17 protein-coding genes are annotated in these 23,491 nt (G+C 72.0%); 11 read left to right on the top strand and 6 right to left on the bottom strand.

All coding sequences use genetic code 11. The features are described 5' to 3' along the window. The first annotated feature begins 38 nt into the window (after positions 1 to 38). From ACH4U8_RS02300 to ACH4U8_RS02290, 3 genes are all read left to right on the top strand, one after another. Positions 39 to 896 carry a carbon-nitrogen hydrolase family protein gene (locus ACH4U8_RS02300; RefSeq protein ID WP_360312806.1) on the top strand — a complete coding sequence of 286 codons (858 nt, stop codon included), beginning with the start codon at positions 39 to 41 and terminating at the stop codon, positions 894 to 896. 170 nt (positions 897 to 1,066) lie between these two features. Continuing rightward, positions 1,067 to 2,041 carry an SGNH/GDSL hydrolase family protein gene (locus ACH4U8_RS02295; RefSeq protein WP_395775587.1) on the top strand — a complete coding sequence of 325 codons (975 nt, stop codon included), beginning with the start codon at positions 1,067 to 1,069 and terminating at the stop codon, positions 2,039 to 2,041. 116 nt (positions 2,042 to 2,157) lie between these two features. Then, entirely contained in the window at positions 2,158 to 4,218 is a 2,061-nt protein-coding gene (locus ACH4U8_RS02290) for an ATP-dependent DNA helicase (protein ID WP_379992099.1), read from the top strand. Positions 4,219 to 4,331: 113 nt separating this feature from the next. Here ACH4U8_RS02290 and lexA read toward each other — a convergent pair whose 3' ends face one another. Further along, positions 4,332 to 4,988, bottom strand: coding sequence for a transcriptional repressor LexA (lexA, locus tag ACH4U8_RS02285; protein ID WP_360312960.1), 657 nt, complete (start codon positions 4,986 to 4,988; stop codon positions 4,332 to 4,334). 681 nt (positions 4,989 to 5,669) lie between these two features. On the opposite strand from lexA, the gene nrdR reads away from it, so the two are divergent. Both nrdR and ACH4U8_RS02275 read left to right on the top strand, forming a co-directional pair. After that, a complete protein-coding gene (gene nrdR, locus ACH4U8_RS02280; protein WP_395775586.1) occupies positions 5,670 to 6,164 on the top strand; it encodes a transcriptional regulator NrdR in 495 nt (164 codons plus the stop codon). Between the two features lie 119 nt (positions 6,165 to 6,283). After that, entirely contained in the window at positions 6,284 to 9,136 is a 2,853-nt protein-coding gene (locus ACH4U8_RS02275) for a vitamin B12-dependent ribonucleotide reductase (protein WP_360312814.1), read from the top strand. 85 nt (positions 9,137 to 9,221) lie between these two features. On the opposite strand, the gene def is transcribed toward ACH4U8_RS02275, so the two are convergent. The 3 genes from def to ACH4U8_RS02260 all read right to left on the bottom strand — a co-directional run bounded on the left by def (position 9,222) and on the right by ACH4U8_RS02260 (position 12,276). Beyond that, positions 9,222 to 9,899 (bottom strand): peptide deformylase, encoded by a 678-nt coding sequence (gene def, locus ACH4U8_RS02270; RefSeq protein WP_360312816.1) that lies wholly within the window; start codon positions 9,897 to 9,899, stop codon positions 9,222 to 9,224. Positions 9,900 to 9,955: 56 nt separating this feature from the next. Then, complete coding sequence (locus ACH4U8_RS02265) at positions 9,956 to 11,575, bottom strand: hypothetical protein (protein ID WP_395775585.1); 1,620 nt, start codon at positions 11,573 to 11,575, stop codon at positions 9,956 to 9,958. 155 nt (positions 11,576 to 11,730) lie between these two features. Beyond that, on the bottom strand, positions 11,731 to 12,276 hold the full coding sequence (locus ACH4U8_RS02260) for a hypothetical protein (RefSeq protein WP_360312820.1): 546 nt from the start codon (positions 12,274 to 12,276) through the stop codon (positions 11,731 to 11,733). 288 nt (positions 12,277 to 12,564) lie between these two features. On the opposite strand from ACH4U8_RS02260, the gene ACH4U8_RS02255 reads away from it, so the two are divergent. Then, positions 12,565 to 13,158: a TIGR00730 family Rossman fold protein gene (locus ACH4U8_RS02255; RefSeq protein ID WP_360312822.1), complete on the top strand. Its 594-nt coding sequence runs from the start codon at positions 12,565 to 12,567 to the stop codon at positions 13,156 to 13,158. Positions 13,159 to 13,221: 63 nt separating this feature from the next. Here the strand turns inward: ACH4U8_RS02255 and ACH4U8_RS02250 are convergent, their stop codons facing one another. Together ACH4U8_RS02250 and ACH4U8_RS02245 are read right to left on the bottom strand one after the other, a co-directional pair. Next, positions 13,222 to 14,823: a hypothetical protein gene (locus ACH4U8_RS02250; RefSeq protein WP_360312824.1), complete on the bottom strand. Its 1,602-nt coding sequence runs from the start codon at positions 14,821 to 14,823 to the stop codon at positions 13,222 to 13,224. 82 nt (positions 14,824 to 14,905) lie between these two features. After that, entirely contained in the window at positions 14,906 to 16,288 is a 1,383-nt protein-coding gene (locus tag ACH4U8_RS02245) for an MFS transporter (RefSeq protein ID WP_395775584.1), read from the bottom strand. A gap of 120 nt (positions 16,289 to 16,408) precedes the next feature. On the opposite strand from ACH4U8_RS02245, the gene ACH4U8_RS02240 reads away from it, so the two are divergent. The 5 genes from ACH4U8_RS02240 to ACH4U8_RS02220 all read left to right on the top strand — a co-directional run bounded on the left by ACH4U8_RS02240 (position 16,409) and on the right by ACH4U8_RS02220 (position 23,297). After that, the gene (locus tag ACH4U8_RS02240; RefSeq protein ID WP_360312828.1) at positions 16,409 to 16,933 is read left to right on the top strand and encodes a helix-turn-helix domain-containing protein; all 525 of its coding nucleotides are present in this window, start codon (positions 16,409 to 16,411) and stop codon (positions 16,931 to 16,933) included. A 126-nt stretch (positions 16,934 to 17,059) separates the two neighbouring features. After that, a complete protein-coding gene (locus ACH4U8_RS02235; RefSeq protein ID WP_395775583.1) occupies positions 17,060 to 18,565 on the top strand; it encodes a hypothetical protein in 1,506 nt (501 codons plus the stop codon). A gap of 270 nt (positions 18,566 to 18,835) precedes the next feature. Then, the gene (locus ACH4U8_RS02230; protein ID WP_360312962.1) at positions 18,836 to 19,516 is read left to right on the top strand and encodes a ribonuclease HII; all 681 of its coding nucleotides are present in this window, start codon (positions 18,836 to 18,838) and stop codon (positions 19,514 to 19,516) included. A 78-nt stretch (positions 19,517 to 19,594) separates the two neighbouring features. After that, positions 19,595 to 20,497 carry a DUF2510 domain-containing protein gene (locus tag ACH4U8_RS02225; protein WP_360312832.1) on the top strand — a complete coding sequence of 301 codons (903 nt, stop codon included), beginning with the start codon at positions 19,595 to 19,597 and terminating at the stop codon, positions 20,495 to 20,497. A gap of 163 nt (positions 20,498 to 20,660) precedes the next feature. Continuing rightward, positions 20,661 to 23,297: a TerD family protein gene (locus tag ACH4U8_RS02220; RefSeq protein WP_395775582.1), complete on the top strand. Its 2,637-nt coding sequence runs from the start codon at positions 20,661 to 20,663 to the stop codon at positions 23,295 to 23,297. Positions 23,298 to 23,491 lie beyond the last annotated feature (194 nt).

Here is a 23,491-nt window from a genome sequence, read left to right as displayed (position 1 = left end):
GATGGTGTGATCCCCATCACGATGCCAGAATGCGGCGGGTGACCGACGTCGCCGAAAACGCGAGGCAACCGCTGAGGGTCGCCGCCGCACAGGCCCAGGCGCGGCCGGGCGACATCCCCGCGAATGTCGCCACGGCCGCGCAACTCGTGCGCTTCGCATCCTCGGCCGGCGCCGACGTGGTGGTGTTGCCGGAGCTGTTCCTGTCGGGGTATGACCTCGATCTGTTCCGGCCGGACGTGAAACCGTGCGACATCGTGCCCGGCGACACCCGGCTCGGCGAACTCCAGGCCGCCTGCTACGCGACGCGCACGGTCGCGGTGGTCGGCGCCGCGGTGCGCCGCGGCGGCGCGCGGACCATCTCGCTCGTGGTGGTCGGCCGGGACGGCGACGCGCACGTGGCGTACGACCGACAACACCTGTGGCACGAGGAACGCGAGCTGTTCCGCCCGGGCGACCACGGCTGCACCATCGAGATCGCCGGCTGGCGACTGGGCCTGGGCAGCGCCTACGACGTGAGTTTTCCCGAACACGTGCGCGCGGCCGTGCACGACGGCTGCGACGCCTACCTGTGCCCGGGGGTGTACACCCGCGGCGACAGCGAGCACCGCCGCGACCTGTACTTCGCCGCCCGAGCGCTGGAGAACACCTGCTACACGGTGGTCGCCAACCACATCGGCGACACCGGGCCGGGCCCGGCGTGCGGACGCAGCGGGGTCTACGGCCCGGACGGGCGGGTGGTGATCGAGGCCGACGGGGAACGGGTGGACGTGGTCGCCGCGACCTTCCAGGACATCGAGATCGACGCCGCCCGCGAGTGCCTGACCATGCTGGAGGACCTGCCGGGGTCGCGGCGCGCGCGGCCGGGGGAGCGCCGCGAGACGATCAAGCTCGACTGAGACCGCGGCGGCGGATCGCGGTGGCGCCACGTGCCCACCGGCGCCCGAGTGACCCGATTCGATCCGGGGCCGTCGGTGCTGGAATCCACGTGCGGGAGCGCCTAGTCTCGCCGGACACCATGACCTACCGGCGGGTAACGGCGGAAGGCGACGACGAGGGGGGAGCGCACGTGCGCACAACTCGCAGGGCGATCGCGGGACTGGCCGCACTGACGGCGCTCGTCGCGCTGTCCGCGTGCTCGGACGACTCCGACGGCTCGGACACCTCCGCCGACCGCAAGAGCGGTGCGCCGAGCGCGCCCGCCGCCCCCGGCGGCGACAAGGGTGCCGCAGCGAACCCCAAGGCACTGCCGGCCGCGGCGAGCGGGGCCACCTTCGTCGCGCTCGGCGACTCGTACGCGGCGGGCGTGCAGATACCGGTGATCGTGCCCACCGCGCCGCCCGGCTGCAGCCGCTCGGAGAGCAACTACGCGCACCTGGTCGCCAAGCAGCACAACATCGCCGGCCTCGTCGACGCCACCTGCGGCGGTGCCCGCACGCCGGACATGAGCGCCGGCCAGCAGACCAAGGGCTCGCCGCCGCCGCAGTTCGACGCGCTGCGCCCGGACACCGCGCTGGTCACCCTGGGCATCGGCGGCAACGACATCGGCTTCTCCGAGATCATCACCACCTGCCTGCTGCAAAGCCGCAGCACCACCTCCACCCAACCGTGCACCGACAAGTACACGGCGGGCGGCGGCGACGAGTTGGCCCAGCGCATCGCCGCGACCGGGCCGAAGGTCGCCGCCACCATCGCCGGCATCAAGGAGCGCTCGCCCAAGGCCCGGATCCTGGTCGTCGGCTACCCCACGATCCTGCCGGAGAGCGGCCCCGGCTGCCCCGCCCAGGTGCCGGTCGCCGAGGGCGACCTGCCCTACCTGCGCAAGGTGGTGCCCGCGCTGAACGACATGCTCGGCAAGGAGGCGGCCAAGCAGGGCGCGGAATACGTGGACACCTACACCGGCTCGACCGGCCACGACGTGTGCCGTCCGGTGGGCACCAAGTGGGTCGAGGGGATCAAGCCGGAGTCGCCCGCCGCCCCGGTGCACCCCAACGCGCTCGGCCAGGAGGCCCTGGCCAAGGCGGTGCTCGCCAAGCTCGGCTGATCGAGGACCGATCCACGGGCCGCGCGACCGGGTGGGAGAAAGCACGCGGGGAGAAGCCGGGCGAAGCGGGCCGCGCGGTCAAGGATGTCGGACGGAGCATCTAGGCTTGTCGCCCGATGAGCGACTCCGACCGTCCCGCGTTGACCGAACTCCTGCACGCCGCCGTTGCCGCCGTCGGCGGAGCGGAGCGGCCCGGACAAGTGTCCATGGCCGAGGCCGTCTCCGGCGCGGTCGCCCGCGCCGAACACCTCCTGGTCCAGGCGGGCACCGGCACCGGCAAATCCCTGGCCTATCTGGTGCCGGCGCTGGCCGCGCGCCGCAAGGTCGTGGTGGCCACCGCGACGCTGGCGCTGCAGCGGCAACTGGTGGAGCGCGACCTGCCGCGCACCGTCGAGGCGCTGCGCCCGCTGCTGCGCCGCTCGCCGACGTTCGCCACGCTCAAGGGCCGAGGCAACTACCTGTGCCTGCACCGGCTGCACGACGGGCCGCCGGACGAGGGCGAGGTGCTCTTCGACCCGGCGCCCACGAGCAAGCTGGGGCAGGACGTGGTCCGGCTGCGGGACTGGGCCGACGAGACCGAGACCGGCGACCGGGACGACCTGAGCCCGGGCGTCAACGACCGGGCCTGGGCCCAGGTGTCGGTGTCCTCGCGCGAGTGCCTGGGCGCCTCGCGCTGCCCGTACGGCGACGACTGCTTCGCCGAGGCCGCGCGCGAGCAGGCCAAGCAGGCCGACATCGTGATCACCAACCACGCGCTGCTCGCGATCGACGCGTTGGAGGACGCGCCGGTGTTGCCCGAGCACGAATTGCTGATCGTGGACGAGGCGCACGAGTTCGCGAGCCGGGCCACCGGGGTGGCCACCGCCGAGCTGAGCCTGAGCGCGGTGGACCGCGCCGCGCGCCGCGCGGGCAAGCTGGCCAACGAGAGCGCGGTGGACAATCTGGACGCCGCGTCGGAGGCGTTCAAGAAGACCATGGAGGGGCGCGAGTCCGGTCGGCTGCGCGAGCTGGATCCGGACCTGGGCTGGACGGTGTCCGCGCTGCGCGACGCGAGCCGCGGGGTGATCACCTCGCTCGGCGAGGTCCGGGACAAGTCGCTCAGCAACGAGGACGCGGCCCGCCGCCAGGCGCTGGCCGGCGTCGAGAACATCCACGACACGTGCGAGCGCATCCTCAAGGGCTCGCCGCACGACGTGATCTGGCTGGAGCGCAGCGAGCGCACCGGCGCGTCGCTGCGGGTGGCCCCGATCGCGATGGCCGGGCTGCTGCGCGAGGCGCTGTTCGGCGACCGCACGGTGGTGCTCACCTCGGCCACGCTCAAGCTCGGCGGCGACTTCCGCGGGGTCGCCGGCAGCCTGGGGCTGACCGCCGAGGGCCTGCTCACCGACGAGCCCGCACCGGTGCCCACCGAGGTGGCGGTGACCGTGGACGCGGGCGACGCGGGCGAGGAGCCCGACGACGAGGCGGATCCGGACACCGACGCGGCGCTCGCGCAGTGGCGCGCGTTGGACGTGGGCTCGCCGTTCGACTATCCGCGCCAGGGCATTCTCTACGTGGCCCGACACCTGCCGCCGCCCGGCCGGGACGGGATGAGCGCGGACACCCTGGACGAGCTGGCCGAGCTGATCGAGGCGGCCGGCGGGCGGGCGCTGGGCCTGTTCTCCTCGCGGCGCGGCGCGGAGGCGGCCACCGAGGCGCTGCGCGAGCGGCTGGAGCTGCCGATCCTGTGCCAGGGCGACGACTCGCTGGCGGAGTTGTTGCGTCGCTTCGCGGCCGAGCCGCGTACCTGCCTGTTCGGCACCCTGTCGTTGTGGCAGGGCGTGGACGTGCCGGGGCCGGCCTGTCAGTTGGTGATCATGGACCGGATCCCGTTCCCGCGCCCCGACGACCCGCTGATGAGCGCGCGGGCGCAGTCGGTGCAGGAGAACGGCGGCAACGGCTTCATGGCGGTCTCCGCCACGCACGCCGCGCTGTTGATGGCGCAGGGCGCCGGGCGGCTGATCCGGGCGATGGACGACCGGGGGGTGGTGGCGGTGCTCGATCCGCGCCTGGCCACCGCCCGCTACGGCGGATTCTTCCGGGCCTCGATGCCGCCGCTGTGGTACACCGAGGACCGCAATCAGGTGCGCCGTTCGCTGGCCGCGATCGACCGGGACGGCCGGGGCGAGCCGAGCTGAACCACTACCGCCGCCCCGGGCGTCGGCGTGCCGCGCACGTGACACGGGCGGTGCCGCGGCGGGATCTCGCCGTAGCACCGCCCGTGGCCGGTATGTCGCCGTCCCCGCTCATCTCAGACCCGTCGCATGACGGCCACCACGCGACCCAGGATGGTCGCCTCGTCTCCCGGGATGGGCTCGTAGGCGGGGTTGTGCGGCATCAGCCAGCGGTGCCCGTCACGGTGGCGCAGGCGCTTGACGGTGGCCTCGCCCTCGATCATCGCCGCGACGATGTCGCCGTTCTCGGCGACCGGCTGGCGGCGCACCGCGACGTAGTCCCCGTCCATGATCGCGGCCTCGATCATCGAGTCGCCGCTCACCTTGAGCAGGAACACGTCACCGTCGCCGACGAGCTGGCGCGGCAGCGGGAACACGTCCTCGATGGACTGCTCGGCCAGGATCGGGCCACCGGCCGCGATCCGGCCGACCACCGGCACGTAGGACGCGGCCTGCGAGCCGCGTTCGGCGTGCGGACCGGCCGGCGCGAGCGGTCGGCCGCCGTCCGGCGAGCGCACCTCGTAGGCGCGCGGGCGGTGCGGATCACGGCGCAAATAGCCCTTGCGTTCGAGGGCCATCAGTTGATGCGCGACGGAAGATGTGCTGGAGAGGCCGACCGCCTCGCCGATCTCCCGCATGCTCGGCGGATATCCGCGGCTCTCCACGGAGGTGCGGATCACTTCGAGGACGCGTGTCTGGCGCGGCGTCAGCCCCCCCGCCGGACGTCGCGTCACACCCCCCTGGACCTGCGCGTTCTCGGTGCCCGGGGCGGGTGCCGGGGGCGGCACGGTGTTGCTGTGCGGGTGTTTCGCGGGGAGGGTTTCGGTGCGGATTCCGGGGTGGATGGCTCCGGTGGCTTCTCCGGTCACGGCTGGCCCTTTCGACGGATTGCTCGCACGTGGAGAACGGTAGTCGGGTTCGAAAGGTTGCGCCAAACACACGTTCGAGTGAATTTAGGCCAATCCAGTGGCGATCATTCGGTTCCCGCTGTAGTAATCGTACATACATTCGAATTCGGCGGGGAAAAGCCATCGTTTCCGGCGCCCGAAATGTCGCATCCGGGGTCGGTGAGCCGCGACACGCGGCCGGGCGAGTCAATTTTCCGCCACCGGCGGGCGGTGACCTGCGGGGATGACGAGAGGTCACCGAAGGCTCTCCGAGTGTCTGCGAGTCGGCTTGCAGCGCTCGGGGTCGCGGTCTACCGTAGCCACTACATCTTGTGGTCGAGGGCGTTGAAAGAACCCACAAGTTGTGGTTGCCGTATATACCATATTCCCGGAGCGCACCGGACGGGCCCCTTCGGGGCGGCCCGCGGGGCGAGGGCGCGGCAACGACCGGCACGCTTCGCCATACCGCGCGCGGCACGCACGGGCAACACGTACGACCTGCGTCTCATCGAGGGGGAGAGGAACCGCATGCACTGCCCCTTCTGTCGACGAGCGGACAGCCGCGTCGTGGACAGCCGGACCACCGACGACGGCGCCGCGATCAGGCGCCGGCGCTCGTGTCCGGACTGCGGACGGCGATTCACCACGATCGAGACCGCCTCGCTCACGGTGATCAAGCGCAGCGGCGTCACCGAACCCTTCAGCCGGGACAAGGTCATCGCCGGCGTGCGCAAGGCCTGCCAGGGTCGCCCGGTCACCGGCGACGCGCTGGCCCTGCTCGGTCAACGGGTCGAGGAGGCGGTGCGGGCCACCGGGTGTGCCGAGTTGACCACCCACGACGTGGGCCTGACGATATTGGGCCCGCTGCGGGAGCTCGACGAGGTCGCCTATCTGCGGTTCGCGTCCGTGTACCGGGCCTTCGAGTCCCTGGAGGACTTCGAGGCCGAGGTCGCCCTGTTGCGCGCCGGCCGCGCGGAGTCGGCGGAGCCCGTGGACGCGGCGGACAGTCCCGCCTCGGACTGACCGCGGATCACCAGAAATCAATTCGGTAGCACACGAACGACGGACCACCCGACCGGTCGGCGGGACATCCCCCGGGATGCTCCGGCCTGCCTACGGCGTTGTTCAAAAGAGGAGACGGCATGACAGAGACGACGAGCGGATCGGCACGCGGTTCCGGTCGGTCACGACCCGGCAAGGGCCTGCGGATCGAGCGCGTGTACACGACCCCCGGAGTCCACCCGTACGACGAGGTGGTCTGGGAGCGTCGTGACGTCGTCATGACCAACTGGCGTGACGGCTCGATCAACTTCGAGCAGCGCGGCGTCGAGTTCCCGGACTCCTGGTCGGTGAACGCGGTCAACATCGTCACGAGCAAGTACTTCCGCGGTGCGGTGGGCACGCCGCAGCGCGAGTCGAGCCTGAAGGAGCTGATCGACCGGGTCGTCAAGACCTACCGCAAGTCCGGTGAGGAGAACGGCTACTTCGCCGGCCCCGCCGACGCGGAGATCTTCGAGCACGAGCTGGCGTACGCCCTCCTGCACCAGATCTTCAGCTTCAACTCGCCGGTCTGGTTCAACGTGGGTACCGCGCAGAAGCAGCAGGTCAGCGCGTGCTTCATCCTGTCGGTCGACGACTCGATGGACTCGATCCTGGACTGGTACAAGGAAGAGGGGCTGATCTTCAAGGGCGGCTCCGGCGCCGGTCTGAATCTGTCCCGGATCCGCTCCAGCAAGGAACTGCTCCACTCCGGCGGCAACGCCTCGGGTCCGGTCTCCTTCATGCGCGGCGCGGACGCCTCGGCCGGGACCATCAAGTCGGGCGGCGCCACCCGCCGCGCGGCCAAGATGGTGGTTCTCGACGTCGATCACCCCGACATCGAGGACTTCATCGACACCAAGGTCAAGGAGGAGGAGAAGATCCGCGCGCTGCGCGACGCGGGCTTCGACATGGACCTCGGCGGCGCCGACATCGCGTCGGTGCAGTACCAGAACGCGAACAACTCGGTCCGGGTCTCGGACGAGTTCATGAACGCGGTCGAGCAGGGTCGCGACTTCGGGCTGCGCGCCCGACTCACCGGCGACGTGCTGGAAACGGTCGACGCCAAGGGCCTGTTCCGCAAGATGGCCGAGGCCGCGTGGGCGTGCGCCGACCCCGGCATCCAGTACGACGACGAGATCAACAAGTGGCACACGTGCCCGGAGTCGGGCCGGATCACCGCGTCCAACCCGTGCTCGGAGTACATGCACCTGGACAACTCGTCCTGCAACCTCGCGTCGCTGAACCTGATGAAGTTCCTGCGCGAGGACGACACCTTCGACGCGGTCAACTTCGCCAAGGTCGTCGAGCTGGTCATCACCGCGATGGACATCTCGATCTGCTTCGCCGACTTCCCGACCGAGAAGATCGGCGAGACCACCCGCGCGTTCCGTCAGCTCGGCATCGGCTACGCCAACCTGGGCGCGCTGCTGATGGCGACCGGCCACGCCTACGACAGCGACGGCGGCCGGGCCCTGGCCGGCGCGATCTCCTCGCTGATGACCGGCACCGCGTACAAGCGCTCCGCCGAACTGGCCGCCATCGTCGGCGCCTACGACGGCTACGCCCGCAACGCCGAGCCGCACAAGCGGGTGATGCGCCTGCACGCCGAGGCCAACGACGCCGGCAAGCGCATGGACGACCTGGACACCCCCGTGTGGGACCTGGCGACCAAGGCGTGGAAGGACGTCGTCAAGCTCGGCGACAAGAACGGCTTCCGCAACGCGCAGGCGTCGGTGCTGGCCCCGACCGGCACGATCGGCCTGATGATGGACTGCGACACCACCGGTGTCGAGCCCGACCTGGCGCTGGTGAAGTTCAAGAAGCTCGTCGGCGGCGGCTCGATGCAGATCGTCAACGGCACGGTCGGCCGGGCGCTGCGTCGGCTGGGCTACCAGCCCGAGCAGGTCGAGGCGATCATCGAGCACATCGCCGAGCACGGGCACGTGGTGAACGCGCCCGGTCTCAAGCTCGAGCACTACGAGGTGTTCGACTGCGCGATGGGTGAGCGCACCATCTCGCCGATGGGCCACGTGCGGATGATGGCGGCGATCCAGCCGTGGATCTCCGGCGCGATCTCCAAGACGGTCAACATGTCCGAGGACGCCACCGTCGAGGAGATCGAGGAGATCTACTTCCAGGGTTGGAAGCTCGGCATCAAGGCACTGGCGATCTACCGGGACAACTGCAAGGTCGGCCAGCCGCTCTCGGCCGGCAAGGGCGAGAACAAGGGCAAGGCGGACGACGGCAAGTCGGTCGTGGCGCCCGTGGTGGAGAAGGTCGTCGAGTACCGCCCGGTGCGCAAGCGCCTGCCCAAGGGTCGGCCCGGCATCACCACGTCGTTCTCGGTGGGTGGCGCCGAGGGCTACATGACCGCCAACTCCTACCCGGACGACGGCCTCGGCGAGGTCTTCCTGAAGATGTCCAAGCAGGGCTCGACCCTCGCGGGCATGATGGACGCCTTCTCGATCGCGGTCTCGGTCGGCCTGCAGTACGGCGTGCCGCTGGAGACCTACGTCTCCAAGTTCACCAACATGCGCTTCGAGCCGGCCGGTCTGACCGACGACCCGGACGTGCGGATGGCGCAGTCGATCGTCGACTACATCTTCCGTCGCCTGGCGCTGGACCACCTGCCGTTCGAGACCCGCTCGGCGTTGGGCATCCACTCCGCCGCGGAGCGCACCCGGCACCTGGAGACCGGCTCCTACGAGCCGGACGAGCCGGCCGCCGTCGAGGACATGCGCACGCTCGCGCAGTCCGCGCCGGTGGACGCCGCGCCCAAGGCCCCGGACCTCAAGCCGGTCCCGGCCGCCGTGCACTCCTCGACCGAGCTGCTGGAGGCCCGCCAGGGCCGCAGCGCGGACGCCCCGCTGTGCTTCTCCTGCGGGATCAAGATGCGCCCGGCCGGCAGTTGCTACGTGTGCGAGGGCTGCGGCTCGACCAGCGGTTGCAGCTGACCTTCGGGTCGGCGGCCGGAACGCCCGAAAGGGGCGGGGAACGGTATCCGTTCCCCGCCCCTTTCGGCGTCGGTGCCTTCGCGGGTCAGCCCGCGAGTTGCTTGGCCTTCGCGTCGCGCTTGGCGAAGACCTCGTCGCGCATCGACTCCATCTCCTTGAGCACGTTCTTGCGCTCGCGCTTGGAGAGGCGGTCGATGTAGAGGTAGCCGTTGAGGTGGTCGGTCTCGTGCTGGAGGCAGCGGGCGAAGTAGCCCTCGCCCTCGATCACCAGCGGGTTGCCGTCCTTGTCCACCCCGCGCGCGATCGCGCGGTCGGGACGGGCCAGGTCCTCGTGTGGGCCGGGGACGGACAGGCAGCCCTCGCCCGCCTCCTCCAGGTGTCGCTCGGTCGCGGGCAGTTCGTCCAGGACCGGGTTGATCAGGTGGCCGACGTGACGGTGGCCGTCCTCGTCCACGCAGTCGTACACGAACAGCCGAATGCCGACGTCGACCTGGTTCGCGGCCAGGCCCACGCCGTCGGCGACGTACATGGTCAGGAACATGTCGTCGATCAGCGTGTTCAGCTCCTGGGTGCCGAACTCGGTGATCTCGGCGCACGGCCGGTGCAGGACGTCCTCGCCGACCACGGTGACGCGCAGGACCTTGCCGCGGGCGGCCTCGGGCGCCATGGCGGGGTACTCGTCCACCGGGCGGCCCATCACAAAGATCCGGCCTTCTTCGTGATCGTGGTGATCGTGGCTGGAGTGGTCGTGGTGCTCGGCCATCGGTTTGCTTTACCTTTCCACCAGGGCATGAACCCGAATCACCCTACCCGCACCGGTCAGGGCAGGACCGCCGATGCCTTGGCTGTGATGGTGACCTCGCCGGGCTCGGTGACGGTGATCTCGGTCCAACCGTCCTCGGTCTCGCCGATGCTCGTGTTGGGTTTGTCCGCGACGAACCAGCTCGTGCGGTGGATGCGCACGGTGAACGTGCCGGCCTGCTGGGCGAGCAGGGTGAAGCCGCTGGGGGTGATGTCCACGAGCTGGCCGGGGCCGTCCAGCAGCGGAACCGGGTCGGCCACCTCCCAGATCACCCAGTGCGGGTCGGACCACACCGGCACCAGCCAGTCGGCGCCGGCGCGCAGGATCTCCGCCTCGCGCTTGGCGGAGGGGTCCAGCGGCACGTCGGGCAGCGCGATGAAGCGCACCCCGGTCTCGCGCACCCAGGCGTGGTACTGCCCCTCGTCCAAGGTGGGGCCGTAGAGCACCGCGTTGTGCGCGCGGTCGAGCTGGCGCTCCCAGCCGCGGGCGAGCGGCATGTGCTCGGCGACGTAGACCGTCTCCCAGTGGCCGCGGGTGAACGGGATCTCGATCCGACCCACCGGCAGGTTGGCCCGCTCCAGGAAGTCGAGCATGCCGGTGTAGTAGGCCGAGTTCTTGCCGGTGCTGTCCTGGTTGTTGAACGCGACCGCCTTGCCGGCCGAGGAGAACTGCCAGGCCAGCAGCGGGATGGCGAGCAGCACCACCAGCCGCCGGCGGCCCAGCGAGAGCAGCACCACGGCCATCAGCGGGCCGGCACACAACTCGCCGAGCCGGGCCACGTTGCCGCCCACCGCGCTGGGGATCACGAACAACACGGTGGAGGAGAGCGCGTACAACCACAGGAAGCGGCGCGCGCTGACCTCGGTGCGCGGGACCAGGGCCAGGCCCACGCCCGCGAAGCCCAGGATCGCGGCGAACCGCCACAGCGGGAAGGAGAAGTCGCCGCCGCCGGGGAAGGCCAGCGACATGACCAGGCCGATCACGGCCGGGGCGAGGCTGAACCGGGTCGCCCAGACCCGCTCGGCGGGCACCCAGGCGAGCGCGATCATCAGCAGGAACGCGGCGGCCAGCGGGCTGGCCAGGCCGCAGAACCCGGCCGCGACCGCGGCCCACGCGCGATGCCCGGAGCGGGCCGCCAGGATCGCCATCAGCCCGGCCGCCACGCCGAGCACGAAGGGGGTGCGGCCGATCAGGTATTCGATGCTGACTATCACCGCGAACCAGCAACTGCCGACCCGGCGGGCCAGGTTGCCGCGACCCAGGCGCAGGCGGGAGAACGCCCACGCGGCGGCGACACAGGAGATCGCGGTGAGCAGGCGGGTGCCGATCCCGCCGGCCAGGACCGGGGTGATCACGCTGTAGCCGGGCAGCAGGTGGCCGCCGTACCACTGGTTGTTCCACAACACCGCGCCGTGGTCGCGCACCAGCCAGGCACGGAAGATCTGCGCGGGCCAGTCGGCGCCGTTGATGCCCAGCACGGTCAGCAGGCCGACCAAGGCGAGGGTGATCAGGTACGGATGCTCCGCGACGGCGACCAGGACCCCGCGCAGGTGCCGTCGCCAGGTGCGGCGGGCGGTGCCGCCCGCATCCGACTTGGGCTCCCCGAGGGGTATGCGGCCGTCCAGAACATGTGTCATGACGGCCTAGTTTTTCAGATCGGGGCCGACGTGGTGCAGGTGGGCACAGTGATGCGACACCGGATTGTCCGATGTATGGCGTGCCATGGCGCAATGTCCACCGTGGAATCACCGGTGCGGCGCGAAAAAATCCTTCGTTCGGATGAAACGGCGGTTCAGACCACGGGGCCGGATGGGGGCTCGGTCGGGTCATCCTCAGGGGGTGGCTCGGGCGGGTTGGGCAGCCCCGCACGGGCGCGCAGGTCGCGCGGGTCGCGCGGACCCTCGATCCGGCGGATCACCGAGAGCGCGGCGGTGTGGAACGCCTCCAGGAACGCCTGTGCGGTGGACGCCGGCCATTCGGCGCGCTGGACCGCGTGCATGTTGTGATCGGTGTCGCACCAGCACGCCACCTCGACGGTGGCGGTGACGCTGACGAACGGTCCGTCGAGCTGCCAGACGTCCAGCCCCAGTTCCAGCCAGTCGCCGTCGGCCTCGTAGAGCAGCAGCGCGGTGCCCAGGATGTGCGGGGACGGCTCGGGCTCGGGCTCGGGACTCAGCGGGTCGGGCTCGTTCCAGAACCAGCGCGCGGGATCGTCGAGAGAGCGGCGCAGATCGAGCGCTTGAGCGGCGGCGACCAGGCGTTCGCGGCCATGGTCGTCGAGATCGGGAAACAGCCGCTCGAACGGGATGTCCGAGGCAGGGCGCTCGGTGGCGGGCACGCGGGCATTCTGCCGTGGCGGGGGGTCTTCCCGTCAACGTCGGGTTGGGTGACCACCGTCGACGTTGGCCGAATTTGCCCTCGTATGCCGGGACTGTACCGCCGCCATATTGCGGGATAGGCGATTCATCGACTCGATGTGGCGGCGGTGCGATGCCCCGCCGTCGGCCGCACCGCGCCGGCCGCCGGCCCGGGGTCCGCGCCGGGTTCCGGGGGTGGGTTGGCAGACTTCGTACCGGACCGGTTCGACACGAACCACTTCGGTGGTCGGCAAGGCAGGGAGCCTGACATGCGGGTAGCGGTGTTCGCGGGATCGGCGTCGGGTGTCTCGCCCCGGTTCCGGGAGGCGGCGACCGAGCTGGGCCGCACCCTCGCGGAGGCCGGCGTCGGGATCGTCTACGGCGGCGGGCACGTGGGCCTGATGGGCGCCGTGGCCGACGCGTGTCTGGCCGGGGGCGGCGAGGTGATCGGGGTGATGCCGCGCTCGCTGGTGGACCGCGAGATCGCGCACCTGGGCCTGACCGAACTGCTGGTCACCGAGACGATGCACGAGCGCAAGGCGGCGATGGCCGACCAGGCGGACGCCTTCGTCGCGCTTCCGGGCGGCGCAGGCACCCTGGAGGAACTGTTCGAGGTGTGGACCTGGCAGCACCTGGCGATCCACACCAAGCCGGTCGCGGTCCTGGAGGTGGACGGCTTCTGGCAGCCGCTCCTGGACGCGCTGGACACGATGACCGCGAACGGCTTCCTCAAGCCGGGGCTGCGCTCGACCCTGCTGGTGGCCGGGGACGGCGCGGACCTGCTGGCCCAGGCGAAGGCATGGCGGCCGCCGGCGCCCAAGTGGGTGGGCGGGCTGGACCCGGCGGCGGCGCCGAAGCCGTGATCGGCGCGGGCCGGTCCGGGTGGACCGGCCCGCGGGAACGGGGCGCCGCCGCCGGGGGTCGCCCTACTTGTCGCCCTTGAACAGCTTCGCGTCGCGCGCGGACACCGTGACGAGTCCCGGCCGGTCGACGGTGATCTCGCTCCACTCGTCCTCGTTCGCCTTGATCACGATCTCGGGCCGGTCGGGGGTCACCCAGAAGGTCGGGTGGATCTTGACCACGAAGGTGCCCGCTGCCTGCGCGTAGAAGGAGAACTTGCTGGGCGTCAGCTCGACCAGCTCGCCCGGCCCGGCCACGATCGGGGTGGGATTCTCCACTTCCCAGATCTGCCAGTGCCCGTCCTTGTCCGCGTAGACCGGCTTGAGCCACGGAATGCCCTTGCGGATCAGGTCCGCCTCGGGCATCGCCGACTTGTCGATCGGGATGTCCGGCAGGGCGACGAAGCGCACCCCCGTGTCGTCGATCCAGTCCCGGTACTCGGCGACGGTCAGGTCCTTCTGGTAGAGCACCGCGTTGTAGTTGCGGTCGAGTTGCCGCTCCCAGCCGCGGGCCAGCGGCATCTTCTCGGCGACGAACACCGATTCCCAGTGGCCGCGCGTGAACGGGATCTCCACCCGGCCCAGCGGGTGGGTGTTGTTCTTCGCCAGGAAGTCGAGCATGCCCGCGTAGTACTGCGGCTTCTCGCCCGGCGAGTCCTTGATGTCGTGGGTGATGGCCAGTGCGGCGGACTGGAACTGCCAGACCAGCAACGGCAGGGCCAGCAGCACCACGAGTCGGCGTCGGCCGATCGAGAGCAGTACGACCGCCATCAGCGGACCGGCGGTGAGTTCGCCGAGCCGGGCCAGGTTGCCGCCGAGCGAGGTCGGCACGAAGAAGAAGATCACCGCGGTGGCCGCGTACAGCCACAGGAAGCGCCGGGCGCTCTGCTGTTCCTTGGGCAGTATCAGCAGGCCGACGGCGGCGAAGGCCAGGATCGGCAGGAACCGCCACCACGGGAACGGGAACATGCCCTCGTTGGGGAAGGCGAGCGCGGCGACCAGGCCGAGTGCGGCCGGGGCGAAGCACAGTCGGGTCGGCCAGACCCGCTCCCTGGGCACCCAGGCGAGCGCGACCAGCATCAGGAACGCACCGGAGAGCGGGCTGGAGAGCCCGCACAGCAGGGCGGCGAAGCCGGCCCACAGCGGGTGCCGGCGGCGGGCGGCCAGTATCGCCAGCATGCCCGCGGCGACACCGAGGGCGAACGGGGTGCGGCCGATCAGGTAGTCGACGCTGCACATCACCGCGAACCAACAGCTGCCCACCCGCCGGGCGAACTCGTTCCCGCCGACCCGGAGCTTGTCCCAGGCCCACGCGGAGGTCACGCACGAGATCGCGGTCAGCGTGGCGGTGCCGATCTTGGAGGCGATGACCGGCGCGAGGATGCTGTAGCCCGGCAGCAGGTGTCCGCCGTACCACTGGTTGTTCCACAGGTAGGTGCCGTGGTCGCGGATCAGCCAGGTGCGGAAGTACTGGGCCGGCCAGTCGGGGCCGTTCACGCCGGTGACGATGATCAGGCCGATCAGGCCGACGGTGATCAGGTACGGCCGCTCGACTATCGCGTTCGCGAGTGCCCGAAAACGACGGCGGCCCGCCGGCGCTGCGGGTCGGTCCGTCGCTGGGATTTGCACATCGCTCGTCACATGACCCGAGTTTTCCAGACGTGGGGCTCGGCGTCGCCGGCGGGTGTCCGACATGAATGGTTTTGTGGGTTTATTCGCTTTGACGAAGGCCGAGCGTGACGAGTGCGCCGAGTACGGCGAGGCCGGCGGCGACCAGGATCGCCAGGTCGATGCCACCTGCGTCGACCAGCGCGACCACCAGTGCCGCGCCGATCGAGGCGCCCATGTAGCGCGCGGTGCTGTTGGCGCCGGAGCCCATGCTCGCCCGGTCGACCGGCACGCTCTCCACCGCGAGCCGGGCGAGCGCGGTGTTGACCAGGCCCACGCCGAAGCCGCCGACGAGCAGGCCGGGCACGGCGCGGGTCCACGAGTCGGCGGGGGTGAGCCCGTACAGCCCCACGAAGCCGACGGCGGCGACGAGCAGGCCCGCGGCGAAGCGGTGCCGGGCGTCGGGCAGCACGTGCACCCGGCCGATCACGAAGGAGGTGATCGCCGCCGCGGCCGACCACAGTCCGAGCAGGAGGGCGGCGCCCAGCGCGCTCAGCCCCAGCGTGCCCTGGAAGACGGTGCCCAGATAGGCCGCGACGGCGATCACCGCGACGCCCACGATCAGCGCGCCGAAGGTGGCGGCGGCGAACGCGGGGCGGGCGAACATGCGCGGGTCGAGCATCGGCGCCCGGCCGCGCAGCGCGGTCGCGGCGTAGCCGGCGAGCAGGAGCACCGCGACGACCATCAGCGCGTCGACCACGGGCCGCTGCCACCCCTGCCGGCCCTCGATCAGCGCGGCGGTCAGCGCGATCAACCCGGGGCCCAGGGTCAGCGTGCCCCACACGTCCGGCCGGCGCGGGTGCTCGGCGCGCGACTCGGGCATCCGGCGGGCTATCGCGGCCACCGCGAGCGCGGCGCCGGCGGAGAACCAGTACGGCGCGGAGCGGTGCGCGAGCGCCAGTCCGGCGCCGAGCAGGGGGCCCACGACCATGCCCGCGCCGATCGAGGAGCCGTACGCGGCCATCGCCCGGCCGCGGGCGGGGCCCTGGTGGTTGTGCGCGAGCAGGCCCAGCCCGGCGGACATGATCGCGGCTCCGGCGACGCCCTGGAGCGCCCGGCCGACCACGTAGAGCGGCAGCGAGGGGGCCAGTGCGGTCAGCGCCGAGGACACCGCCAGGCCCAGCGCGCCCGCGGTGAAGACCCGGCGGCGGCCGAAGTCGTCGGCGAGGCTGCCGGTGATCAACAGGGCCGCGGACAGGCCCAGGCCGATGGCGCTGAGGACCCAGGCCGGGCCGCCGGGACCCGCGTGCAATTCGCGCACGGTGTCCGGGACGATCGCGATCGGCATCGTGTAGGTCGCCAGGAGCAACAGTGTGCCCAGGGCCACCACGGGGACGGTCGCGCCCGGGGGACCGGTGCCGGTTCCGGTGCCGGAATCGACCGGCTCGGGGGCGGTGCGTGGGGCGAGGGACGTGGTGACGGACATGGCTGTGCTCCCCGGTTCTCGAGTCCTGGCGAGTCGGTTCGGTGAATGAACCGATGCTGCCCGGAGAACCTAACACCTGAAGGTTCGGTGAATGAACCGACCCGGGGCTAAAGTGCTCGTATGGCTTTGGGCAAGGACTACGGGCAGCAGGACTGTGCGCTCGCCCGCACCCTCGAACTCGTCGGCGAGCGCTGGACGCTGCTGATCGTGCGGGACGCGTTCTACGGCGTCCGGCGCTACAGCGACTTCCTCGCCCACCTGGACATTCCGCGCGCCGTGTTGTCGGGCCGGCTACAGACCCTGGTCGAGGCGGACGTGCTCGAAAAGCGTCGCTACCAGGAGTCGCCGCCTCGGGAGGAGTACGTGCTCACCGAACGCGGCGTCGATCTGTGGCCGATCATCCGCAGCATGGCCCGGTGGGGCGAGAAGCACGTGCAGAACGGGGTGGCCTGCCGGCTCTACCGACACCACGGCTGCGGCGGGACGGTGGACCCGACCGGACTGTGCGCGGTCTGCGCGAGGGTCGTCGGCCCCGCCGAGACCGAGGTGGCCCCGGGGCCCGGCGCGAACATGCTGCAGCGCCAGGACGCGGTCACCCTGGCGATGCGCCGACCGCATCGACTGCTGGAGCCGCTGCTGCCCTGACCGGGCCTGCTCGGCGGCCCTTCCGGCGACGGGCCGGCGGCCCGGATCGCGCGGGATCCCGCAGTGGCCGAGAGACAGGCCCTAGGGTCGACCTCGAACGGGTGAGTCACTGTGCGAGGGGGATCCATGGGCGCTGGGACGGGGCTGCGAGCACTTGCCGGAGTGCTGCTCCTGGGCGTGTTGTACGTCGTGCTCGCGCTGCCGCTCCTGTTCGTGGCGTTCGTGACCGGCGCGATCGTCGACCAGGGACGATTCTTCACCTCGGGCGCCGCCGTGTTGTGGGCAATGGGCGTGGTCGCGCTGGTCGCGTTGTTGCTCGAACTGACCGGACCGCGCCGGCTGCCCGCCGGGCTCGCCGTGGACGCCCGGGCGCAGCCGGTGTTGTGGGAACTGGTCCGGGACGTGGCCGCCGATCTGCGGGTGCCGGTGCCCGACGGGATCGTGCTCACCGGCGGGGTCGGCTGCGAGTTGCGGGTGGTCCGCCGCCCCGGGACCTGGCTGCACCACCATCTGGTGCTGGGCGCCGCGCTGCCGCACGTGCTGACCGGTCGGCGGTTGCGGGTGGCGATCGCGCACGCGCTCGGCCACGGCCGCCGCCGTCGACCGCCGCTCGCGGACCGGATCAGCTGTCATGGCGTGGACGCGGTGGTCGGGCTGGCCGAGGCGCTGGCCGACCACGGCGGCGCGGGTCGGGCGGCGGCGGGCTACGCGGCGTTCTACCGGCGGGTGACCGCCCCCGTGGTCGACTTCGAGGAGCGCGCCGCCGACCGGGCCGCGGCTCGTGCCTACGGCACCGACGCGGTGGCGGACGCGCTGGGCGAGCTGGCGCGGGTGCGGGCGGACTGGGCCCGGTTCCGGGACGACGTGCTGACCCCGGGCATCGAGGCGGGCTGCGTGCCGAGCGATCCGATCGCCGGCTTCCTGGCCTTCCGGGAATCGCGGGCCGCGTGGGGCGACGACGAGGCCGGGCCGGAGCAGGCGATCGCGGCCCGGGTCGAGCGGCTCCTGGACCGGCCCCTGGACGGGCGGGACAGCCCCGGTGGCGCCGACCTGGCCGGCGGTTCGCTGCTGGTCGAACCGCCCCGGCTGCTTGCCCACGTGCATCCGTACCTGCTGGCCACCGACGACGACGGACACCTGGACCGGCGCGGGTTCACGGGGCTGGACGGCCTGGTGAAGCTGCCCGAGGAGGCGTTCCTGGAGCACCTGGTCGGCTTCACCCGGGCCCGCCGGGCCGCGGCGCTGGGGATCTCCGCGCGGCGGGCGGGCGTGGAGTATCCGGTGACCCTGGGCGGGGTGCTGGCGCTGCTGGTCGAGGGTCGGGGCGCGGAACTGGTCGCCCGGCACGGCCCGGACACCACCGGGGCGTTGGCCGCCCTGCTGGGTGGGGCGTGGGTGGAGTCCGGACGCGGCCGGTTGCGGCCGACCTGGGCCGGCGGTGGGACGGTCACCGACCATCTCGGCGTCGAACCGGACCTGATCGCCTGGGCCGACGCCGCGTTGGCCGGCGCGCCCGGCGCCCGGGCGCTGCGCGAGCGGTTGACCGAGGCGGGCGTGTCCACCCACTTCGAGCCCAGGCCGCCGGTGTCGATCGCCGACGGGGGACGGGAGACGGTGGTCGGACACCGCTGATCGGTGACCTACGGTGGTGGGGTGAAGCAGCCGAACACCGAGCAGGCGGGCGGTCCCGGGATCGAGCCCGAGCGAGCCGCCGCAGCGCCGACCACCGTCCGCAGGGCCGCGGCGGGCCGGACGGTCGCCGTGCCGGATTCCGGTGGCGCGAGCGCGGCGAAGAAGGCCGTCGCCGGGAGGGCCGTCGCGAAGAAGGCGGTCGCGAAGAAGGTCGCCGGCCGCAAGGTCGCCGCCGAGAAGGTCGTCGCGCCGCGCAGGCCCGCCGCTCGGATCGCCCCGCCCAGCTACGACGTCGAGCGCGAACTGATCGCCGGCGGCGCCCGGGTGGTCGCCGGAGTCGACGAGGTCGGACGCGGCGCCTGGGCCGGCCCCGTGCTGGTGGCGGCGGCGATCACCGACCTGTCGGTGCCGCCCACCGGGCTCACCGACTCCAAGCTGCTCACCGCGGCCCGCCGCGAGGAGGTCGCCGCCGCGGTCGCCCCGTGGGTGCGCGCCTACGCGTTCGGGTCGGCCTCGCCCGAAGAGATCGACACCCTCGGGATGACCGCCGCACTGCGCCTGTCCGCCGAACGCGCGCTGGGCGCACTGCCGGTGCGCCCCGACGCGATCGTGCTGGACGGCAAGCACGACTTCCTCGGCACACCGTGGACCGTGCGCTGCGTGATCAAGGGCGACCAGTCCTGCATCGGCGTGGCGGCGGCCTCGGTGTTGGCCAAGGTGCACCGCGACGCGCTGATGGCCGAGATCGGCGTGGCGTTCCCGGCGTACGGCTTCGCCGGGAACGCCGGCTACCCGGCCCCGGTGCATCGCGCGGCGCTGGCCGAGTACGGGCCCACGCCGCACCATCGCATGTCCTGGGCGTACTGGGACGACCTGCCCGCTTGGCGCCACCTCAAGCGACCCCGCGTCGAGCCGGTCACCGACGGGCAACTCGGCTTCGACCTGGGCTGATCGACGTCGGTTTCCGAACGGTCACGTTTGCCCGGGGGCGCTCGTGCGCCGCCCGCGGCCGGTTGTAGCGTCACGCGGGTGACTGCCTCGATTCCTCCCGGCTGGTACGAAGACCCCTCCGCGCCCGGTTCCGAGCGCTGGTGGGACGGCGCCCAGTGGACCGCGTCGACCCGGGCCCGCGGGCAGGGCGAGATCCCGCCGCCGCCGATGGGCGCGCCGCCGGGTGCGGGGCAACTCGGCTACCCCCAGGGCGGGTATCCCGGCGGCTATCAGCCGGTCGGCCCGCCGGGCGGCGCCCCCCGACCCGGTCGCGGCAAGGCGATCGGCCTGGGCGTGCTCGCGCTGGCGGTGGTCGGCGGCATCGTCGCCACCCTGATCGTCGTCCTGGGCGGGGACGGCGGCGGCGGGAAGTCGGTGGCCACCGAGGGCACGCTCACCGACCCGACCACCGGTCTGACCGTGCCCAGGTTCAAGGGCTGGGTCGTCCCCGACCCCGACTCGCCCGCCGAACAGGCGGTGGAGCGCCCGTGCCCGAGCACGTCCTCGACCCGCTCCACCGGCGGCGGGGCCGAGACCGTGCTCCAGGCGGAGCGCAAGTGCTACCGCGCCGGCCTGTCGTTGGAGACCGAGAAGGCCGACTCCTTCGACGAGTTGGTCGCCGGGCTCAAGAAGGACATCGCCGGCACCAAGGGCAAGGTCAAGGTCGACAGCACCGAGTTGGACAAGGCGATCACGGTGGACGGCCGCCGGGGCCACGTGTTGCGGGTCAAGGTCAAGGGCAAGCCCGAGGATCTGCGCATGGACTCGGACACCGCCTGGGCGCAGGTGGTGGCGATCGACGAGAAGAACGCCGACGGCGAATACCCGTGCGTGCTGGTCAAGCTGGAGATCTCCGCGTCGGCGCCGGACAAGTCGACCCTGGACACCGTGCTCAAGGGCATCAAGGTGGGCACCCCGCACCCCTCGGAGAGCACGTCTTGACCCTGCGTCATATCCGACGGGACATTGCCGACGGTACGGTACGCCCGATCGGTCGCGCCGTACCCCGCACCGGTCGCGAGCGCGTACCGTGGACGCGCGCCGCAGGTCGGGCTTGCCGGGATGCGACTGAAGGAGGCCGCATCGGGCACATCATCATTGGGGGGTGACTGTGCGCATCGGTGATCGCCTCGAATGCCCCGGCTACTCGGTGGTGGCCGTGGAGACGACGGGATTGTCCCCACATCGACATCGCATCATCGAGATCGCGGTGGCCCAATGTGATCTCGACGGACGAGTGACCGAGTTCTTCACGACCCTGATCGACCCGCAGGGTCCCGCCGGCGACTTCCAGGCCCACGGGCTGTTCGACGACGACGTGGTGAACGCTCCGACGTTCGCCGAGGTCGCGCCGTGGCTGGCCCACCTGTTCCGGCAACGGGTGGTGGTCGCGCACAACGCGCGCTTCGACATCGGCTTCGTCGAGCGCGAGTTCCAGCGTCGCGGTCGACCCACCGTGCCGCCGCTGACCACGCTGTGCACGATGCGCGAGGCGCCGCACCACCTGCCCGAGGCGCCGCGCTTCACCCTGCTCGCGTGCTGCGAGGCGGCCGAGGTGCCGGTGGACGGGGGGCACGGCGCGGCGGCCAAGGCGATGGGCACCGCACGGCTTTTGGAGCACTACCTGCGCCAGGGCGCGGGCGAGGCCCGGCACTGGCAACAGGCCCGGACGGTGGCGGCCTCGCTGAACTGGCCGCGTCGCAACGCCGAGGTGTCGCGGACGTTCACCCGCGACGACGCGCACACGGCCCGGCGGGCGCGCGAGGAGGCCGAGCAGGTGCGCCGCCGGGACGCGGTGTCGTACCTGGAGAAGGCGCGGGCGTACGGCCCGCCCACCGGCGTGGGCGAGGGCCCGGACAGCTACCTGGCGGTGCTCGACGCGGCCCTGGAGGACCGGGTGATCACCCCGCAGGAGGCCATCGATCTGGCCGAACTCGCGGTGTCCCTGGGCATTTCCGAGACACAGCGCAAGGACCTGGACCGGCTGTACGTGACCGCGCTGGCCGCTTCCATGGTCACGGCCGGGCCGGTCGACCGCGAGGAGCGGGCCGACCTGACCCGGGTCGCCGCGCAACTGGGCATCCCGCGCACCGCGTTGGACGAGATCGTCGGCATGGCCCGCTCCACGGTCGAGCAGGGGCACGGCGGGCCGCGGATCCTGGCCCGGGGGCGTCCGCTGGAATCGGGCCTGCACGTGCTCTTCCACGGCTATCTCGCGGTCACCCGAGGCGAGTTGGAGCGCCGGATGGCCCGCGCGGACCTGTCCGTGGCGTCCGGGATCCACGATCGGGTGGACGTGCTCGTGGTGGCCGACCCGGACGAATCCGCGGATCGCACCTACTGGGCCCGCCAGCGCGGCATCCGGGTGCTGATCGAACCGGTCTTCCTGGCGCTGCTCGCCGACCTGGAACGCGGGCGCAGCAGCGCGGCCGACGCGGCCTCCCAGGTGGCCGCCGCCTCGCTCGCCCACGCCGTGCCCGGGGCACCACGCACCACGAGCGGCTTCCTGCTGCCCCGGCCGGGCGCCGTGGTGCCGGCCGCCGCCGGATCCTTCGCCCCGAGCCCCTACCGGCCCTACGACACGCCCGTGGACGGCGTCTCGGAGGTGTTGCCGACCGAGGCGTTCGAGTCGACCGAGGCGTTCGCTCCGGCCGAATCCTTCGGTCCGGCCGAATCCTTCGCGCCGACCGAGGCGTTCGAGGTCACCGAGGCGCAGACCGCGCCGGCCACCCCGGTGTCCGGGTCCGCGTCCGCCACCACGCCGGCGCCGGTACCGGGCACCGGCGTCACGCTGCCGAGCATCCCGCCGCCGCCGACCGCCTCCGATCTGCCGGTGGCATCGGGTTCCTCGGCCGCCGAGGTGCTCCAGGCCACCGTCCCGGACGTGCTTCCGCCGCCGCCGGAGGTGCCGGCGACGCACGACACCCAGCCGACCACGCCACCGCCCGTACCGGGCCCGGAGACGCCGCCGCAGCCGATGCCGGCGGTCCCCGCGGGGACGCCGACGGCCGGCGGGTCCCAGGCGTCGGCCGCGGTCGTGCCGCCCCGCCCGACGGACGCGCCACCGCCGGCCGTGCCGCCCCGACCCGCCGAAGCGCCGCGGACGGACGTGCCACCGGTCGAGGTGCCACCGGCCGACGCCCCGCCGGTCGTCGTGCCGCCCCGCCCGGCGGACGCGCCGCCGCGGGCGCTCACCCGCGGCCAGGCCGTCACGATCGAGGACCTGGGCCCGTTCGCGGGCACGGTGCGGATCGAGGCGGCGTGGTGGGCCCCGGGCCAGGCGGACGGCGACACGGTGGCCCTGGTCCTGGACGACGACCGCCGAGTGGGTGACGACGGCGACCTGGTGTTCTTCAACCAACCGGTACACGCCAGCGGCGCCGTCCGGTTGGCCGGCAAGTTGCAGACCGGCACCACCAACGACGTGGAACCGGGCTCGGATTCGGTCGAGATCGACGTCACCACGCTGCCTCCGGGCCGCAGTCGGGTCCTGGTCGCGCTCGCCCTGGACGCCACGAGTGGCACCACCTTCGCCCAGGTACCGGTGACCGTCGGTATCGTCGACCCTGTGACCTGCCGCCGACTCGCCGAATTCCGGTTGAGCGGAGGCGATGAGACCGTCATGATCCTGGCCGAGGTCTATCGGCGCGGCGACTCCTGGCGCCTGCGTTCGGTCGGTCAGGGCTATGCGGAGGGCCTGGCAGCTTTGGTGATCGAGCACGGGGTGGTGGTGGACGATTGATCCGGCCGAGCTGACGGGGCATCGTAGGATGCGCCGTCGTATGCCCGGGCCACACCCCAGGGGCACCCTGGGTGGGCACGCCCCGCGCGGCTTTGATAGGACTGCCACCATGCCGCGCGTGTTCTCCGGGGAACGGGACTCCACCGATCCCTCCCCGCGTCTCCTCACCGCCGGGCATCCCGGTACCGCCACGA

The organism is Embleya sp. NPDC020886, from assembly GCF_044333915.1.
In the GTDB taxonomy this organism is placed as follows: Bacteria; Actinomycetota; Actinomycetes; order Streptomycetales; family Streptomycetaceae; genus Embleya.
Note: the sequence above shows the minus strand (reverse complement) of the source record. Positions and strands in the feature narration are given on the sequence as shown.

What these genes read in the sequence shown, in the direction of transcription:
- ACH4U8_RS02255 (WP_360312822.1), top strand. Translation starts at nt 12,565, where the DNA reads ATGCGGGTAGCGGTGTTCGCGGGATCGGCGTCGGGTGTCTCGCCCCGG.
- nrdR (WP_395775586.1), top strand. Translation starts at nt 5,670, where the DNA reads ATGCACTGCCCCTTCTGTCGACGAGCGGACAGCCGCGTCGTGGACAGC.
- ACH4U8_RS02245 (WP_395775584.1), bottom strand. Translation starts at nt 16,288, where the DNA reads ATGTCCGTCACCACGTCCCTCGCCCCACGCACCGCCCCCGAGCCGGTC.
- ACH4U8_RS02235 (WP_395775583.1), top strand. Translation starts at nt 17,060, where the DNA reads ATGGGCGCTGGGACGGGGCTGCGAGCACTTGCCGGAGTGCTGCTCCTG.
- def (WP_360312816.1), bottom strand. Translation starts at nt 9,899, where the DNA reads ATGGCCGAGCACCACGACCACTCCAGCCACGATCACCACGATCACGAA.
- ACH4U8_RS02240 (WP_360312828.1), top strand. Translation starts at nt 16,409, where the DNA reads ATGGCTTTGGGCAAGGACTACGGGCAGCAGGACTGTGCGCTCGCCCGC.
- ACH4U8_RS02275 (WP_360312814.1), top strand. Translation starts at nt 6,284, where the DNA reads ATGACAGAGACGACGAGCGGATCGGCACGCGGTTCCGGTCGGTCACGA.
- ACH4U8_RS02290 (WP_379992099.1), top strand. Translation starts at nt 2,158, where the DNA reads ATGAGCGACTCCGACCGTCCCGCGTTGACCGAACTCCTGCACGCCGCC.
- ACH4U8_RS02265 (WP_395775585.1), bottom strand. Translation starts at nt 11,575, where the DNA reads ATGACACATGTTCTGGACGGCCGCATACCCCTCGGGGAGCCCAAGTCG.